Consider the following 16,573-nt stretch of genomic DNA (forward strand, 5'->3'; position numbering starts at 1 on the left):
GGTTTTGTGTTTGGCTTGGGATCAGTGGAAATCGCGGCTCTGCACGCGGATGCCATTGAGCAGTGGGCTGAGATCGCTCAGGCGGCCGGCAATCAGATGGCGCACTTCGCCTTCGCGCTCCCAGCGGCCATCGACCTTGAGCAATTGCGAGCCAACCAGCACTTGCCGCTGACGCTCGGCCAGATCGCGCCAGACCACCACGTTGACGTTGCCGAATTCGTCTTCCAGGGTCACGAAGGTCACGCCACTGGCGGTGCCAGGTCGTTGCCGTCCCGTCACCAGCCCGGCGACGCTCACCTGCCGACCGTGCTCGACGTCGAGCAATTCCCGCGAACTGCGGCAACGCCGGGCTTTGAGTTCAGCGCGCAACAGCGCCAATGGATGCGGCCCCAACGTGGTGCCGACGGTGCTGTAATCGGCGTGAAGATCCTCGCCAACACTGGGTTTGGGCAGCACCACCTCGGCCTCCTCCTGACTCGGCAACCCGGCAAACAGGCCCAGCTGTTTCTGCACTCCAGCGACTTCCCAGCGCGCCCGATGCCGATGCCCGGCCAAACCGCGCAACGCTCCGGAATCGGCGAGCAACGCCTGCGCCCGACTGTCGAGCGCCGCTCGCTCGCCCAGGTCAGCAACATCGGCAAACGCCCCACGCGCACGCGCCGCTTCGATGCGCCGGGCATCCTCCTCGCGAAAGCCCTTGATCATGCGCAGGCCCATGCGGATCGCCGGTTGTGCCGTCGTGGTGGTTTCCAGGCTGCAATCCCAGTCACTGGCGCGCACGTCGACCGGGCGGATCTGCAACTGATGCCGACGCGCGTCCTGGAGAATCTGGTCCGGACTGTAGAAACCCATCGGCCAACTGTTGATCAACGCACAGGCGAAGGCCGCCGGTTCGTGGCACTTGAGCCAGCAACTGGCATAGGTCAGCAAAGCAAAACTGGCGGCGTGGGACTCGGGAAAACCGTAGCTGCCAAAGCCTTTTATCTGCTCGAAAATCTGCGCGGCGAACTCCGGCGTGTAGCCGTTCTTTTTCATGCCGGCGGCGAGACGCTCCTTGTGCGGCTCAAGTCCACCGTGACGTTTCCACGCGGCCATCGAGCGACGCAACTGATCAGCCTCACCGGGGCTGTAATCAGCAGCGACAATGGCGATCTGCATCACCTGCTCCTGAAACAGCGGCACGCCGAGGGTTCTTTCCAGGACGACCTTGAGTTCTGGCGACGGATAGGTTTCCTCTTCCTCCTTGTTCCGGCGACGCAGATACGGATGGACCATCCCGCCCTGAATCGGCCCCGGGCGGACGATGGCCACTTCGATCACCAAGTCATAGAACTTCGCCGGTTTCAGACGTGGCAGCATCGACATTTGTGCGCGGGACTCGATCTGGAACACGCCAATGGTGTCGGCGCGACTAATCATCTCGTAGGTCGGTTTGTCTTCAGGCGGAATCGTCGCCAGGCTCAAATCCAGATTGCGATGGCGGCGCAGCAGGTCGAAGCAACGGCGAATCGCACTGAGCATGCCGAGGGCGAGGATATCCACCTTGAGCAGGCCGACCGCATCGAGGTCGTCCTTGTCCCACTGAATGATCGTGCGCTCGGCCATCGCCGCGTTCTCCACCGGCACCAGCGTGTCCAGCGGTTGCTCGGAAATCACGAAACCGCCGGGATGCTGCGACAGGTGGCGGGGGAAACCGATCAGTTGCCCGGTCAGGCTCAGCACCCGGCGCAGCACCGGGCTTTCCGGGTCGAAACCACCTTCGAGCAAACGCGCGACCGGCGGGGTTTCATCGCTCCAGTGGCCGCAGCAATCGGCCAGTGCGTTGATCTGATCCGGCGGCAGACCCAAGGCCTTGGCCACATCACGCACCGCGCCGGCAGCGTGGTAAGTGCTGACCACTGCGGTCAGCGCCGCACGACCACGGCCGTAACGGCGGAACACGTATTGCAGGACTTCTTCGCGGCGCTCGTGTTCGAAGTCGACGTCGATGTCTGGCGGTTCGTTACGCTCTTTGGACATGAAGCGCTCGAACAGCAGCGTGGTGCGATCCGGGTCGATCTCGGTGATGCCCAAGGCAAAACACACCGCCGAGTTGGCTGCCGAGCCACGGCCCTGACACAGAATCTTCTGCTCGCGGGCGAAGCGCACTACGTCATGAACGGTGAGAAAATAGCTTTCATAGCCGAGTTCGGCGATCAGCTTCAGCTCCTTGTTGATCTGCCTCAGCACCTTGAAGGGCGCGCCCTTCTTCCAACGCCAGGCGATGCCTTCCTTGGTCAGTTGCCTTAGCCAGGAACTGGCGCTGTGCCCCTCGGGCACCAACTCTTTCGGGTATTGATAACGCAACTCGCCCAGATCGAAGGTGCAGCGTCGGGCCAGTTTCACCGACTCATCCAGCAAGGCCTGCGGATACAACTCGCGCAACACCTCGACGCTGCGCAAATGTCGCTCGCCATTGGGGTGCAAACGCAACCCCGCCTCGGCCACCGGCACGTGATGACGGATCGCAGTCATGGTGTCCTGCAAGGCGCGACGGCCACGGGCGTGCATGTGCACATCGCCGCTGGCCACGGCCGGAATCTGCAACTCGGCGGCCAGACTCAACAAGCTCGCCAGCCGTTGCTGATCGTCTTGACCGCGATGCAACTGCACGGCCAGCCACAGGCGTTCGCCGAAGGTCTGCTGCAACCAACGGCCCTCTTCCATATCATCGAGTGAATCCGGCACCCACAACACCAGCAACCCCGGCAGCGGCTCGGCGAAGTCCTCGCACAGCACCTGATACTGGCCTTTTTGCGTGCGCCGCCGCGCGCGGGTGATCAAGCCGCACAGCGTTTGATAACCCGCCAGGTTCTCCACCAACAGGACCAGTTTCGGGCCGTTTTCAATACGTACTTCACTGCCGATGATCAGCGGTAGTTCAACCGATTTCGCCGCTTGCCAGGCGCGAACGATCCCGGCCAGCGTGCATTCATCGGTGATCGCCAGTGCCTGATAGCCGTGTTTTTTTGCCCGTTGAAACAGCTCCAGCACACTGGACGCACCACGCTGAAAACTGAAGTTCGACAGGCAGTGCAGTTCGGCATAACCGTCGTTCATGCAAACCAGCCCTGCAGCCACAACGGACCGCCCTCACCCACCGTGCGATAAGCCCAGCCCTGTTGACCGGCGCGGTTCTGGATCAGGTAATAATCGCGGCGCACATCGTCACCGTCCCACCAGCCGGATTCGATGCGCTCCGGGCCCATGAGAATCCGCGCCGAACCCTCCGCCACGCTTTGCGGCTCGCCGAGCAACCAGCCCGGACGGTGCACACTCGGCAAGCCTGCGCAGCGCTGTTTGTCGACGCCGTGCTGCCACGCGCACTCCGGCCGATGATCGGCCTGAAAGCGCAGCCCCTGCACGGCGTCATCGCCCAAGCGTGCACGCAGGCGTTCGCGCAACTGCTCCCAGGGCAAGGTCTGTTGCGGACGGTCATCGAACAGTTCCTGAAATTGCGGCACGAAGCTCGGCAGATCCTCGGCACGCAGACGAAAGCCGCGTACCGGTGCCTCGACCTGTACCTGCTCCAGCCGTCCGCGCGCCAGTTCGAAGAGCATCGCCGGATCGCGTTCGGCGCTGAGCAAACCGACCTTGATCACGCTGTCCGGCAGCCCGGCGTGCTCCAGATGCAGGTCGAAACGCTGCACGCCGCTGTCACGCCCACAGAGGAACGCCGACAGGTCACCGGTCAAACGGCGTAACGGGAACAGCAATGCCTGATGGGATTGCACGTCGAAATTCAGTTCGATGCGTACGTCGAAACGATCCGGCGGCAGGTAGAACGCCAGCGCCAAGGGTCGCGCACCGAACAAGGTGTCGAGATGCTTGAGCATCTGTGCTTCGAAGCGCCGCGCCAGTGCCTGACGCGGCAGGCTCTGCACCTGATTGAGGGTGCGCAGGCCCATGCGCGACAACGCCGTGGCCACACTTGGCTCCAGGCCGACACGGTCGACCGGTAACTGGCCGAGGTGGTGCTGCAAGGCTTCGCCGTCCGGCACCACCAAGCCGTCGTAAGCATTGGCCAGCACCCGCGCAGCCACCGGATTGGGCGCGGCAACGATGCGATGGCGGAAGCCCAGATCGGTCAGTTCCTGGCGCAGTCGTGCTTCGAACTGCGCCCACGAACCGAACAGACCCAGGCTCGATTCGATCTCGAACACCACGGTGCGCCGGTAATGCACGCTGACCTGCGAACTGAAACGGTAGGCCCACGCAGCGAGAAATTGCTGCCAGTGTTCGACCTCGGCGGCCTCGTAATCGGCTGTGGCGAAACCTTTGCTCATCGCCTGCGCAGCGGTCATCGACTGGCCGGCACGCAAACCGAGTTTGCGCGCCGCCGGGTTGACCGCTTGCAGCACCCGGCGCTGGGCCGGGCCGTTGAGCAGCACCAATGGCTCATCAGGATCGGGACGCTGACGCAGCACGGCGTCGAGGGCCAATTGCGGAAACAGAATACACACCCAGCGCATGACGACCTCAATGACCCACGGCAAAGGCAATCGGCGCCGCACGCGCCAAACCGCCACGGCACTTGAGCACGCGCAACTGCGCGGGTTTGGCATCAATGGCAATGCGCAACGCCGCCGGTGACGGGTTGACTGCTTCACTCAACGGCCGCCAGGCAAATGCCAGGGTCTGGCCGGTTTCCGCCGCCACCTGCAAACGCCGCAACGCGCGGTCATCGGCCTTGTGCGGCCAGCACAGTACGGCGCCGCAACTGCCCGAACGCAAACACTGTTCCGCTGCCCACAAGGCATCGCGTTCACTGGCCTGAATCACCGACAACTGGCGCAGATCGACCCCGGCGTTTGCCCACGCCTGCGGGTACGGCACGAACGGCGGCGCCACCAGCACGATACGCTCGCCCGCCGCCGCCAACCGCGCCAGCGTCGGCCAGACCAGTTGCAACTCGCCGACACCGGGGCCGGCCAGAAGAATTTCACTCAGCGCCGCTTCCGGCCAGCCACCGCTGGGCAGTGCCGCGTCCAGCGCCGCATGCCCGGTCGGTTGCGGGCTGGCGGCCGGTGGCGCAGGCCGGCCTTTCCAGACCTGGCCGCCATTGAACAGCGTATCCAACGCAACGACGGCGCCCATCAGCCTTGCCTCACCAGACCGCAGAACACCCCTTCGATGGCCAGATCCTGATCGTCACGCACGACAATCGGCCGATACGCCGGGTTGCGCGGCAACAGGCGCACTTCATCGCCGAGCCGTTCGAAGCGTTTGATGGTGACTTCACCGTCGAGCCGCGCCACGACGATCTGGCCGTTGAGTGCCTCGGGATTGCGTCGAACGCCGACCAGATCGCCGTCGAGGATGCCGTCCTCGATCATCGAATCGCCTTGCACCCGCAGCATGTAATCGGGTGTGCGGGAGAACAGCGCCGGATCGAGCAGCAAGCGGCTATGAATGTCGGCATCGGCGCCAATCGGCGCACCGGCAGCGACGCGGCCGAGCACGGGAATGTCGAGCAGTTCCGGACGCGGCGGCTGCCCGAGCAGGCGAATGCCGCGGGCCTGATGCGGATTGACCTCGATAAAACCGGCTTCGGTCAGCGCGAGCACGTGCTTGCGCGCCACGCTGCGCGAGGCAAAACCAAAAGCCTCGCTGATTTCAGCGAGGCTTGGGGGCTGACCGTGTTCGGCGATTCGATCGCGGATAAAGGTCAGGATGGCGGTACGGCGGGGAGTCAGATTGGTCATGGAGTACATTTGTACTCCTGTAGGATTTTCCTGACAAGCGCCGCCAGTCGGCCTAGGCCGACGTAGGAGCTGCCGAAGGCTCGGGCCGCGATCGGACGATCTTTTGATGTTGTTTTTTAAGGGCAAGATCAAAAGATCGCAGCCTTCGGCAGCTCCTACAGGGGTTGTGGCGTTAGCTCAGGCCGCGTTCGGCGAGAAATGCCGAGATGTAATCGATGAAGGCGACAACCTTCGCCGTGGCCCGCCGATGGCTCGGATACACCGCCAGAATGTGCGGGCCGAAAGTATCCGGATCGATCTCGTAATCCGCCATGACCCGCACCAGTCGCCCGTCGGCAATGTACGGCGCGGCGCTCCACAGCGGCGTGTGCAGCAAACCACGCCCGGCCAAAGCACTGGCCAGCAACAAATCGTAATTATCACTGCGCAATCGCGGCGCCGTCGGTTGCGCCAGGCTCAGGCGCTGCCCGTCGCGCTCGGCCCACCAGAACTCGCGACTGAGCAGCGGATGCTGGTAAAGCAGCCATTCATGTTGTTCGAGGGTTTGCGGGTTCACCGGCAAATCCTTGCGCGCCAAGTACTCCGGGCTGCCGCACAACGCCAGGCGATTGCTGCCGACCACCCGCGCAATCAGCCCCGGCAAGTCATCGTGACCTTCGCGCAACGCTAGGTCATAACCACTTTCCAGCAGATTGACGAACGCATCGCACAGGTCCACTTGCAGGCTGATCTGCGGGTATTGCTGCAAAAAGCCGTCACACACCTGATCGAGAAACGCCCGCCCATACGCCAGCGGTGCGGTGATTTTCAGGCTGCCGCGCAAGCCGTGCTGCAACTGCTCGATTTCCTCGCTGGCCTCATCGAGCCGCTGCAACACCAGCCGCGCAGTTTCCAGGTACACCCGGCCAATTTCGGTGAGCAGAATCCGCCGCGTGCTGCGCTCGAACAGCCGTGCGCCCAGCTCCGACTCCAGGTGATTGACCGCTTTGGTCAGCGCCGACGGGGTTTTGCCCAACTGCTCGGCGGCACGGCTGAAACTGCCGAGCTGCGCAGTAACCACGAACATTTTCAATGCGCCCAACTTGCCCATACTTTTTCCATTCAGGCAAAAACGTTTTTCGTGAGGGAGGCGTTCTGTCCGCCGTTGCCAACCACTAATCTCGCCATCAGACGCAATAACAAGGAAATCTTCAATGAAAAGATTCATCCCGAGTCTGCTGGTAGCCGCTGTTAGTTTTGCCTCGATGGAAGCCATGGCCACCACCGATCTGGTGCTGCTCAACGGCAAGATTTTCACCGCCGACCGCACGCAACCCAAGGTGCAAGCCCTCGCCGTAGAAAACGGCAAAGTGCTGAAAGTCGGCACCGACGCACAGATCAAAGCCTTGATCGAACCCGGCACCCAAGTCATCGACCTCAAGGGCAAAGCGCTGATGCCCGGCCTGATCGACAGCCATTCCCACGCGATTTTCGGCGGACTGGAAATGGTCTCGGCGAACATGGAAGACGAAGTCGTCGCCCTCGACGAACTGCAAAAGCGTCTGCGCGACTGGCGTGCAGACGGCAAGGCCAAACACGGCGATGTGCTGAGCATTGCCGGCATGAGTTCGGTTTATTGGGCGCAAGCCGAGGCCTTGGGCGAAACCTTCAACAGCGGCGAATGGGCCAATGTGCCAGTGGTGTTTATCGGCAGCGACCACCACACCGCATGGGCCAACAACGTCATGCTCAAGCGCGCCGGGATTGATGCTACCTTGCTGAAAACCCTGCCCGACGCGGAAAAAGACACCATCGGTAAACTGGCGAGCGGAGAGCCCAACGGCTTTGTGGTCGACGCCGGTTGGGATCGAGTCGCCTCGAAAATGCCGGTGCCGAGCCCCGCCGACATGTTGAACGCCGCCAAATCAGCGGTGCGCTACAACAACAGCCTCGGCATCACCGCGTGGATGGACCCGGCGGCCAACGCCGCACCGGGCGAAGCAGTATTCGCGCTCAAACCGACCGAGAAAACCGTCGGCGTGCTACCGGCTTATAAAGCGCTGTCGGAAAGCGGCGACATGAGCGTCCACGTCGCCGCGCTGCTGGTGGCCAACCCGAAAAGTGTGCCCGCCGACCTTGATACGCTGGACAAGGTGCGTCAGCAATTTCAGGGCATCCCCAACCTGAGCCTGCCCGGCATCAAGATCTTCGCCGATGGCGTGATCGAGTTCCCGGCGCAGAGCGCGGCGATGATCGATCCGTACAGCAACTCGCACAAACAAGGCGAACTGCTGATCGATCCGCAGCATTTCGGCGAACTGGTCAGCGCCATTGATCAGCGCGGCTGGCTAGTGCATATCCATGCGATCGGAGACCGCGCCGTGCGTGAAGCGCTGAACGGCATCGCTCAGGCGCGCAAGGATCGCCAGAGTGGCGTGACCCACTCGATCACCCACCTGCAAATGGTCAATCCGAAAGAGTTCGCCCGTTTCAAACCGCTCAACGTCATCGCCTCGATGCAACTGCTGTGGGCCAGCGCCGACGACTACACCACCGACATGATCAAGCCCTACGTCAGCGCCCTCGCCTTTCGCTACCAGTACCCGGCGCATTCGCTGCTCAAACAAGGCGCGACGATTGCCGGCGCCAGTGACTGGCCGGTATCGACGCCAAATCCGTTCAACGCCATGGCCCAGGCGATTACTCGGGTCGGCCCGTTGGGTGTGCTCAACGCCGATGAGCGTCTGGACCGCGACACGATGTTCTATGCCTATACCGTCAACGCCGCACGGACGATTGGCCTGGAGAAACAGATCGGCTCGCTGACACCGGGCAAACAGGCTGACTTTATCGTCCTCGACCGCGACGTGTTCAGCGTCGACAACAAAGCCCTGCATGACACCCAAGTCCTGCAAACCTGGTTCGGCGGCCGTCAGGTCTATACCGCCACCCAATAACAACACAATCTTTCCTTTGTAGGAGTGAGCCTGCTCGCGATAGCGGTGTGTCAGATAACACATCGACACCTGACACACCGCTATCGCGAGCAGGCTCACTCCTACAAGGTTTTCGTACCGCCCAAAAATAATCACAACATCGGGACTTCACATGAAAGCCTTGCCCCTGTTCGCCCTGAGTTTTTTCAGTCTGCTGCCGTTGAGCAGCCAAGCGATCCCCTTGAACGATGACTTTGCGCTGGAGGTAGACCTGACCCTCGCCAGCGACTACCGCACCCGGGGCATCTCCCAAACCCAGAATGACCCCGCCGTACAGGCCGGTCTGACCCTCGCCCACAGCAGCGGTCTGTACCTCGGCGCGTGGAGTTCCAACGTCGATTTCGGCGACGGCCTGAAAACCCGGCAGGAAGTCGATTACTACGGCGGCTGGTTGTGGCAGGCGACCGAGGAGGTCAGCCTCGATCTGGGCTACATCAAGTATGCCTACCCCAAGGAAAGCCAGTTCAACCAGAGCGAGGTCTACGGGATTCTCGGGGTTTATGGGGTGAAACTGGCGGCGTATTACTCCAGTGATGCGCCGGGGATCGATAGCAAGCAGAGTTCGCTGTACAGCTACATCGGTTATGAAACCGAGTTGCCTTACGACTCGGGGTTGAAATTGCGTTACGGCAATATGGATTTCAAGGATGCGCATTTGTACTCGGCGTCCGACAGCGCCGAAGAGTCGTACCGAGAATGGGAAGTCAAACTCACCCATAACCTGGCCGGCGTGGTGTTGGGGTTGAGCTATATCGACACCGACCTGTCGCAGAGCCAGTGCCTGAGTAACTGGGGCTTCAAAGACGTCTGCACCGCCACCGTTGTCGCCAGCGTCAGCAAATCCTTCTGACCCACCGAAATCCCACTGTAGGAGCTGCCGAAGGCTGCGATCTTTTGATTTTGTTTTTTAAAGGCAAGATCAAAAGATCGCAGCCTGCGGCAGCTCCTACAGGATTGGCGTTCGGTAGTTGTTACAGGATGTTTACGAATTTTTTACTAATGTTCTTCTACTGTTACCTGCGCAACAGCGTGGTTTTCATTCATGTAGAGGAATGTTTGACATGGCTTTGGGCAACGGACTGCGTTTACCGTCCATCACTCCTACCCGACTGGTGCTGCTGTTTTCCCTGGCGCTGGTGGCGTTGTACAACCTGGCGACCTGGAAGGCGCTGGGTACGCTGATCACCCTGCAAGGCGCGCACAAAGTGGCATTCTTTGCTTCGTTTGGGCTGTTTTTGTGGGCGGCGATCACGCTGTTGCTGACCCTGGTGTCGTTCCGCTGGACACTGAAACCGGTGCTCACCGTGGTCGCCCTGCTCTCGGCCTGCGCCGCGTATTTCATGAATGAATACGGCATCACCATCGACACGGTGATGATCCAGAACGTCTTCGAAACCAACCCCGCCGAAGCCACCGCGCTGTTCAACGGCAAGCTGCTGGCTTACGTGCTGCTGCTCGGCGTGTTGCCGGCAGTGCTGATCTGGCGCTGGCCGGTGAGTTATCGGCCGTTCTTTCGCGGCTTGCTCAACAAGATTCTGGTGATCATCGCCTGTGTGCTGGTGATCGCCGCGTCAGTGGGCGCGTTCTATTCGACCTACGCGCCGATCTTTCGCGAAGAAGACAAGCTCACCCACTTCATCAACCCGACCAACTACATCTACGCGATCAGCAAATACACCAAGCAACGCGTGGGCATCAAAAAGCACTTTGTCGTGCAGGCCATCGGCGAAGACGCGGTGATGAGCGCCAAGGCTGCGAGCCGCGAGAAGAAATCGCTGATGGTGTTTGTGGTCGGTGAAACGGCGCGGGCCGATCACTTTTCGCTGAACGGCTATGCGCGCGAGACCAATCCGGAACTGAGCAAACTCGACATCCTCAATTTCACCCAGGTGCACTCCTGCGGCACGTCGACGGCGGTGTCGGTGCCGTGCATGTTCTCGATGTTCCCGCGTAAGGATTACAGCGACAAGAAAGGCAAAACCTACGAGGGCCTGCTCGACATCCTCCAGCGTGCAGGCGTGCAAGTGCTGTGGCTGGACAACAACAGCGACTGCAAAGGCACCTGCCTGCGCGTACCGCATCGCGATATTTCGAAGAACCAGCCGGGGCCGTTCTGCGATGGCAACAACTGCCTCGACGAAGCGCTGCTGGCCGATCTGCAAAGCTACATCGACAGCCTCAAGGGCCACGCGATCATCGTCCTGCATGCGGATGGCAGCCACGGCCCGGAATACTACGAGCGCTACCCGAAAGACAGGGAGCACTTCAAACCGATCTGCCACACCAACCAGTTGGGCAGTTGCAGCCGTGATGAACTGGTGAACGTGTACGACAACACGATTCTGTACACCGACCATTTCCTCGCCAAGGTCATCGAGCTGCTCAAGCGTAATCAGGACTCGCTGGACACCTCGATGGTGTACGTCTCCGATCACGGTGAATCGCTGGGTGAGAACGGCTTGTATCTGCACGCTGCGCCGTATGCGCTGGCACCTGAAGCGCAGACCCATGTGCCAATGGTGATGTGGTTCGGCGACGGCACGCTCGCCAGTGAGGGGATTGATCGTGGCTGCCTGCAAGGCAAGACCGGGCAGGCGGATCTGAGCCACGACAACCTGTTTCATTCGGTGCTGGGGTTGTTTGAGGTGAAGACCTCGTTGTATCAGCCGGGGCTGGATATTTTTCATGGCTGCCGGCCTTCGATGACAGCTGCGCAATAACCCCAGGAACTGCACAAATCCCCTTGTAGGAGTGAGCCTGCTCGCGATAGCGGTGGATCAGCCAACATCATTGTTGAATGACATACCGCTATCGCGAGCAGGCTCACTCCTACAGGGGGAGGTGGTGGATCAGGGGTTGAGGTTTGCCAGATAGGCCCACGGGTAGATGCCGCGCTGGTGACCATCGCTGAACACCAGTTGCACGCCATAGCCCTGCGGGTTGAGTTCAATCAGGCGTATGCGGTCATCGACCAGCGGCGTCAGCCCTTTCAGGCGAAACGCGCGGCACTGCGAGCACGGGCACTGGCGGCGCAGTTCGGCGTGGTTGAGCTGTTGCTCGCGGCCGTCCGGCCAGCTCAATCGTAGCGTCCCTTCGCTCTGCGAATTCGCCACCGACAGCGGGTTCATTGCAACTGACTCAAGGCAATGCGCACGGCTTTGCGCACTTCCGGGTCGCCATCGTCCTGCGCGGCCTGCAACGCGGCCACGGCGCCGCGATCATTCAGTTCGCCCAAGGCCAGCGCGGCTTCTTTGCGCAGGTTGCTGATGCGATGGCCGAGGGTTTCAATCAGCGCGTCCAGTGCCGGGGCAAATTGCAAACGGCCGAGACTGCGGGTAGCGCGCAGGCGCACTTGCCAGTAGTCATCGCTCAGCGCTTCGACCAACGCCGGGCCGGCATCGCGGTGGCCAACTTTGCCCAACGTCGTGGCGGCTTCCTCGCGCACTTGCCAGGCGTTGTCCTGCAAGGCCTGGCGCAGGGCCGGGAGGACTTCGGCGCTGGAGGCCAGGCCCAAAGCGCCGGTGGCGGCGCGGCGCACTTCGGTGTCGGGGTCAGCGCTGGCCAACCGCGCCAATGCCGGTAATGCGTCGAGCTGCTTGAGCCAGCCGAGCACGCCCACGGCTTCACGACGAACACTGGCATCGGCATCGTTCAGCGCGGAAAACGCAGCCGGTGCGGCGTCGGCGAAACGCAATTCGCGCAAGGCGCGGAACGCCGCGATGCGCACGCTGACGTCGGCATGATCGGTCCACGGCAGAATCACCCGCCCCGCTGCTTGCGTCTTGAGCAGACTCAAGCTCTGCGCAGCAGCGGATTGCACGGTGGGCGACGAGTCGGTCAGCGCCTCGCACAACGCTTGCACGACGTCCTCATCTTCCCAAGCCTCCAGCAACCGCGCGGCTTCGGCGCGGACGTCTTCAGCGGGATCCTGGCCGAGGCGATCGACCAGCCAGAGCAAGCCATCGGGCTCCTCCAGATCTGCCAGATCAATCAGCGCAATACGCCGCACGCCAGCATCTTCAGCAGTCAGGCGCGGTTGCAGATCGAGAATGTCTTGGTTATCGGTCACAGCAAAAATAGAGGTCATAGGGCAAATCGCGGCAAAGGGTTTTCGGGAGGCAGGCCGAGCGGATTGAGACGCGGCAGCGGTCGGTCGTTGTCGTGGCGCAGCAGGTCGAGGCAGTGGCGTTTGAGCCGGGAGAATTCAGGACTGGTGACCAGTTCGCTGGCGCGTGGCCGGGCGAAATCCAGGCGCAAGTCTTCGATGATTCGCCCCGGTCGTGCGCTCATCACCAGCAAGCGGTCGGCGAGGAACAGCGCCTCGTCGATGTCGTGGGTGACGAAGACCACGGTGGTGCGGATGCGCGTCCAGATGTCCAGCAGCAGTTCCTGCATGTTCAAACGGGTAAGCGCATCCAGTGCGCCGAACGGCTCGTCCATCAGCAACAGGCGCGGGCGATTGACCAGCACTCGGGCGATCTCGACGCGTTGCTGCATGCCGCCGGACAGCTGATCGGGCCAGCGTTCGGCGAAACCTTCGAGGCCGACCAGTTTGAGGATTTCGTCGGCGGCGCGATGACGTTCGGCCTTGCCGATGCCGCGCATCTTCAGGCCGAACGCAACGTTGTCACGCACCGTGCGCCACGGGAACAGCGTGTGATGCTGGAACACCATGCCGCGCTGCGGTGACGGGCCGGACACCGCAGCGCCATCGACTTTCAGACTCCCGGCATGCGCGTTCAGATGCCCGGCCAAGGCGCCGAGCAAGGTCGATTTACCGCAACCGGACGGGCCAAGAATGCACACGAACTGGCCCGGTTCAATCTGGCAATCGAGTTCCCGTACCGCCTCGAACGCCTCACGCCCAGCGCCGAGGACGATGGATAACTGGCGGATGTCGATCCGCCCTTCCGGGGTTTGCATCACGCTCATCAGGCTTTTCCTCGCGGTCGATGCCAGGGCGTGAACAACCCGCCCAGACGTTTGATCAGCAGACTGCTGCCCATGCCCAGCACGCCGATCAGCAACATGCCGACGACGATGTCGGCGTAGTTCTGGATCGTGTAGGACTCCCAGGTGTAGTAACCGATGCCGAACTGGCCGGAGATCATTTCCGCCGTGACCAGACAGAACCACGAAGTGCCCATGCCGATTGCCAGGCCGGTGATGATGCTTGGCGCTGCGCCGGGCAAGATCACTTCCAGCAGGATCGCGCGGCGCCCTGCCCCGAGGCTTTTCGCTGAGGCGATCAGCCGTGGATCGACACCTTCGACACCGTGCACGGTGTTGAGCAGGATCGGGAACAGCGCGCCGGTGAAGGTGATGAAGACCATCGACAGTTCCGAGGACGGGAACATCAGGATCGCCAGTGGGATCCATGCCACGGCGGGGATTGGGCGCAGGACTTCCAGTGGGGGCAGCAGCAGGTCTTCGGCCCATTTTGAACGGCCGATGGCCAGACCGAGGGCGATGCCGATGACTAGCGCAGCGAGGTAGCCGGCGAAGACGCGGCTGAGGCTGGCGGTCAGGTGTTGAAGGAGCTTGCCGGAATCGCCCAGGCCCAATGCTGCCTCGATAACCGCGACAGGTGTCGGCACGTTGGCGAAGGTGACCAGGCCGAGGTTCCAGTGGTGGCTGGCGGCGAGTTGCCAGAACAGCAGGCAGAGCAGCAAGGATGTGGCTCTTGATGTCCAGCGGATGGGTGTTTTCATCGAGCGGGTTTCCGGTTCTGGATCTGTGTGATGGCTGAGATTTACCCCCCTCACCCCAGCCCTCTCCCCCCAAGGGGGGCGAGGGGGAAAGGGAGCCGATCTTCATGCCTTTCAAACCTGAGTTCGGCTCAAGAAGGAGCCGATCTTCATGCTTTTCAGAACCTGAGTTCGGCTCGGTATTTCAGGTCGGCGTACCTTGCCAAAACACCGCGGTCAGTCCCCTCTCCCTCCGGGAGAGGGCTAGGGTGAGGGGCTTTTGATCTTCATCAGCGAGCAGCAACAGCCTGGGCAGTGGCATCGGTGAAATCGAAAACCTTGCCACCCTGTGCCGAGGCATATTGCTGAGCCTGCCCCTTAAGCAAAAACGCACTCAACCGTCCCTTCGCATCGCTGGCAAACCACGCCTGCTCCGCGAGCAACTTGATCCCGCTGTCACTGGCCTGCGCATACACCGCGCGAATGGTTTTGCCTTCCTGCTTCAATGCGGCGAGTGCAGCGAACGCCTCTTCCGCAGACGCGTACTGCCGCACCTTGCTCTCACCGCGCACCCAGATTTCGGCAACGTGGCTGAAGTCAGTGATCGCTTTACCGGTAGTCTTCAACGGCGTCTGCGCGTAATTGGCCAACTGCGCCGTGTAATCCAGGTTCGACGCCTTGAACGCCGCACGGATGTACTGATCGTCAATAAACGTATTCAGATCGAGCCCGCGATCAGCCTTCTTCAGCAGCTTCAACGTATCGATAGCCGTGCCGACCGCCTGGCGATATTCCGGCTTCCAGCTCAGGTCGCGGGTCTGCACGCCGAGCGGGCCGTGGAACAGGTAATTGACCTCGGCATCGACGCCGGTGACTTTGGCGATCAGCTCGCTGTACTTCTCAGGCTCGGCAGTGAGCAACTGATTGGCCTCGATACTCGCCCGCAGGTAAGCGACAACGATCTCCGGGTACTTCTTGGCGTAAGCCTGATCCACCAGCGCACCATGGAAAGTCGGCGCATTGGCCTGGGCGCCGTCATAAATCTTGCGCGCGAAACCTCGGCTCGGGAACAGTTCGGCGAACGGCACGAAATCGGCGTGGGCGTCGATCTTGCCGGCCTGCAACGCCGAGCCGGCGACTTCCGGCGGCTGGGCGATGATGTTGACATCCTTGAGCGGATCCCAGCCCTGTGCCGCCACCGCACGCAGCAACATGCCGTGGGCGGTGGAGGCGAACGGCACAGAAATCGTCTTGCCCTTGAGCTCGCTCAGCGACTGCACACCCGATGCGCTCGGCACGACAATGCCGTTGCCGCTGCCCTTGATGCTGCCCGACAACACGCTGATGAACAGGCTGTGTTTGCCGGCGGTTTCGAACGCGACGCCGTTGAATGCGCCGGGGAAATCAGCCATGGCGCCGAAGTCGAGTTTGCCGGCGACCATCTCGTTGGTCAGCGGTGCGCCGCTGGTGAAGTTCTTCCACTGCACGTCGTACTTGGCGTCTTTGTAGGCGCCGTCGTGGGGCAGGTACTTGTCGAGCAGACCGAGTTCACGAATCAACAAGCCGCCGGCGGCGCAGTTGATGGTGGTGTCCTGGGTGCCGATGGCGATGCGGATGGTTTCGGCCGAGGCCGACAAAGTGAACGAAGCCAGTACCAGACCGGCGATTGCTGCACGCAACATGGTTGTTTCCCCTCGAATCATTTATTTGAGTTCGTCTCCGCCGCGATCAGGGCGCGGTGGGAAACGAGGGGTGTTTTTCAATTCAGCGTCCGGGGTTTGCCGGATGGCTTTGGGTTGTCACAGTTCAAATGTAGGAGTGAGCCTGCTCGCGATAGCGGTTTTCCAGATGTTGATGTGCTGACTGACACACCGCTATCGCGAGCAGGCTCACTCCTACAGGGGATCGGGTTTCAACGCAGGAGATAGGGGATGTCGACTTTGACGGCACCCGTCGGGCAATCCTTTTCGCACGGCATGCAGTACCAGCATTCATCGAACGCCATATAAGCCTTCTGCGTCGCCGGGTTGATCGCCAGCAAATCCATCGGGCAAACGTCGACACACACGGTACAGCCCTTTTCGGCGATGCATTTGTCCTCGTCCACGGTGACGGGGGCGTTGGAGCGGAAGAAGATTTCCTGAGCTTGATAGGCCATGGTCCGGAC

The 16,573-nt window shown here is 61.5% G+C and carries 14 protein-coding genes; 3 read left to right on the forward strand and 11 right to left on the reverse strand.

Annotated features, from left to right (window positions below):
* Window positions 1-21: 21 nt before the first annotated feature.
* The 5 genes from PspR84_RS16885 to PspR84_RS16905 all read right to left on the reverse strand — a co-directional run bounded on the left by PspR84_RS16885 (window position 22) and on the right by PspR84_RS16905 (window position 6,834).
* Window positions 22-3,120 (reverse strand): error-prone DNA polymerase, encoded by a 3,099-nt coding sequence (locus PspR84_RS16885; protein WP_202982141.1) that lies wholly within the window; start codon window positions 3,118-3,120, stop codon window positions 22-24.
* The gene (locus tag PspR84_RS16890; RefSeq protein ID WP_160058327.1) at window positions 3,096-4,511 is read right to left on the reverse strand and encodes a DNA polymerase Y family protein; all 1,416 of its coding nucleotides are present in this window, start codon (window positions 4,509-4,511) and stop codon (window positions 3,096-3,098) included. The genes PspR84_RS16885 and PspR84_RS16890 overlap by 25 nt, the downstream gene beginning before the upstream one ends.
* A 7-nt stretch (window positions 4,512-4,518) precedes the next feature.
* Complete coding sequence (imuA, locus tag PspR84_RS16895; protein ID WP_160058329.1) at window positions 4,519-5,136, reverse strand: translesion DNA synthesis-associated protein ImuA; 618 nt, start codon at window positions 5,134-5,136, stop codon at window positions 4,519-4,521.
* The gene (gene lexA, locus PspR84_RS16900; RefSeq protein ID WP_064120653.1) at window positions 5,136-5,753 is read right to left on the reverse strand and encodes a transcriptional repressor LexA; all 618 of its coding nucleotides are present in this window, start codon (window positions 5,751-5,753) and stop codon (window positions 5,136-5,138) included. The genes imuA and lexA overlap by 1 nt, the downstream gene beginning before the upstream one ends.
* Before the next feature lie 163 nt (window positions 5,754-5,916).
* Complete coding sequence (locus PspR84_RS16905; protein ID WP_160058330.1) at window positions 5,917-6,834, reverse strand: LysR family transcriptional regulator; 918 nt, start codon at window positions 6,832-6,834, stop codon at window positions 5,917-5,919.
* 103 nt (window positions 6,835-6,937) lie between these two features.
* On the opposite strand from PspR84_RS16905, the gene PspR84_RS16910 reads away from it, so the two are divergent.
* The 3 genes from PspR84_RS16910 (at window position 6,938) to PspR84_RS16920 (ending at window position 11,439) form a co-directional block, all read left to right on the forward strand.
* Window positions 6,938-8,680: an amidohydrolase gene (locus PspR84_RS16910; RefSeq protein ID WP_160058332.1), complete on the forward strand. Its 1,743-nt coding sequence runs from the start codon at window positions 6,938-6,940 to the stop codon at window positions 8,678-8,680.
* 151 nt (window positions 8,681-8,831) lie between these two features.
* Entirely contained in the window at window positions 8,832-9,569 is a 738-nt protein-coding gene (locus PspR84_RS16915) for a TorF family putative porin (protein WP_160058334.1), read from the forward strand.
* A gap of 211 nt (window positions 9,570-9,780) precedes the next feature.
* Window positions 9,781-11,439 carry a phosphoethanolamine--lipid A transferase gene (locus PspR84_RS16920; protein WP_160058336.1) on the forward strand — a complete coding sequence of 553 codons (1,659 nt, stop codon included), beginning with the start codon at window positions 9,781-9,783 and terminating at the stop codon, window positions 11,437-11,439.
* A 129-nt stretch (window positions 11,440-11,568) separates the two neighbouring features.
* Here the strand turns inward: PspR84_RS16920 and PspR84_RS16925 are convergent, their stop codons facing one another.
* The 6 genes from PspR84_RS16925 to PspR84_RS16950 all read right to left on the reverse strand — a co-directional run bounded on the left by PspR84_RS16925 (window position 11,569) and on the right by PspR84_RS16950 (window position 16,564).
* Window positions 11,569-11,847, reverse strand: coding sequence for a DUF971 domain-containing protein (locus PspR84_RS16925; protein ID WP_160058338.1), 279 nt, complete (start codon window positions 11,845-11,847; stop codon window positions 11,569-11,571).
* Window positions 11,844-12,806 carry a HEAT repeat domain-containing protein gene (locus PspR84_RS16930; protein WP_160058340.1) on the reverse strand — a complete coding sequence of 321 codons (963 nt, stop codon included), beginning with the start codon at window positions 12,804-12,806 and terminating at the stop codon, window positions 11,844-11,846. The genes PspR84_RS16925 and PspR84_RS16930 overlap by 4 nt, the downstream gene beginning before the upstream one ends.
* Window positions 12,803-13,651 carry an ABC transporter ATP-binding protein gene (locus PspR84_RS16935; protein WP_160058342.1) on the reverse strand — a complete coding sequence of 283 codons (849 nt, stop codon included), beginning with the start codon at window positions 13,649-13,651 and terminating at the stop codon, window positions 12,803-12,805. Before PspR84_RS16935 ends, PspR84_RS16930 begins: the two co-directional genes overlap by 4 nt.
* Window positions 13,651-14,430, reverse strand: coding sequence for an ABC transporter permease (locus PspR84_RS16940; RefSeq protein ID WP_160058344.1), 780 nt, complete (start codon window positions 14,428-14,430; stop codon window positions 13,651-13,653). The genes PspR84_RS16935 and PspR84_RS16940 overlap by 1 nt, the downstream gene beginning before the upstream one ends.
* A gap of 266 nt (window positions 14,431-14,696) precedes the next feature.
* Window positions 14,697-16,088, reverse strand: a complete 1,392-nt coding sequence (locus PspR84_RS16945; protein WP_160058346.1) for an ABC transporter substrate-binding protein — start codon at window positions 16,086-16,088, stop codon at window positions 14,697-14,699.
* 230 nt (window positions 16,089-16,318) lie between these two features.
* Window positions 16,319-16,564, reverse strand: a complete 246-nt coding sequence (locus PspR84_RS16950) for a ferredoxin family protein (protein WP_003225615.1) — start codon at window positions 16,562-16,564, stop codon at window positions 16,319-16,321.
* Window positions 16,565-16,573: the final 9 nt, after the last annotated feature.

It is taken from the genome of Pseudomonas sp. R84 (assembly GCF_009834515.1).
In the GTDB taxonomy this organism is placed as follows: Bacteria; Pseudomonadota; Gammaproteobacteria; order Pseudomonadales; family Pseudomonadaceae; genus Aquipseudomonas.

Bases quoted from the DNA above. Each gene is read 5' to 3' on its own strand.
- PspR84_RS16890 (WP_160058327.1), bottom strand. From the start codon at position 4,511: ATGCGCTGGGTGTGTATTCTGTTTCCGCAATTGGCCCTCGACGCCGTG.
- imuA (WP_160058329.1), bottom strand. From the start codon at position 5,136: ATGGGCGCCGTCGTTGCGTTGGATACGCTGTTCAATGGCGGCCAGGTC.
- lexA (WP_064120653.1), bottom strand. From the start codon at position 5,753: ATGTACTCCATGACCAATCTGACTCCCCGCCGTACCGCCATCCTGACC.
- PspR84_RS16905 (WP_160058330.1), bottom strand. From the start codon at position 6,834: ATGGGCAAGTTGGGCGCATTGAAAATGTTCGTGGTTACTGCGCAGCTC.
- PspR84_RS16910 (WP_160058332.1), top strand. From the start codon at position 6,938: ATGAAAAGATTCATCCCGAGTCTGCTGGTAGCCGCTGTTAGTTTTGCC.
- PspR84_RS16915 (WP_160058334.1), top strand. From the start codon at position 8,832: ATGAAAGCCTTGCCCCTGTTCGCCCTGAGTTTTTTCAGTCTGCTGCCG.
- PspR84_RS16920 (WP_160058336.1), top strand. From the start codon at position 9,781: ATGGCTTTGGGCAACGGACTGCGTTTACCGTCCATCACTCCTACCCGA.
- PspR84_RS16925 (WP_160058338.1), bottom strand. From the start codon at position 11,847: ATGAACCCGCTGTCGGTGGCGAATTCGCAGAGCGAAGGGACGCTACGA.
- PspR84_RS16930 (WP_160058340.1), bottom strand. From the start codon at position 12,806: ATGACCTCTATTTTTGCTGTGACCGATAACCAAGACATTCTCGATCTG.
- PspR84_RS16935 (WP_160058342.1), bottom strand. From the start codon at position 13,651: ATGAGCGTGATGCAAACCCCGGAAGGGCGGATCGACATCCGCCAGTTA.
- PspR84_RS16940 (WP_160058344.1), bottom strand. From the start codon at position 14,430: ATGAAAACACCCATCCGCTGGACATCAAGAGCCACATCCTTGCTGCTC.
- PspR84_RS16945 (WP_160058346.1), bottom strand. From the start codon at position 16,088: ATGTTGCGTGCAGCAATCGCCGGTCTGGTACTGGCTTCGTTCACTTTG.
- PspR84_RS16950 (WP_003225615.1), bottom strand. From the start codon at position 16,564: ATGGCCTATCAAGCTCAGGAAATCTTCTTCCGCTCCAACGCCCCCGTC.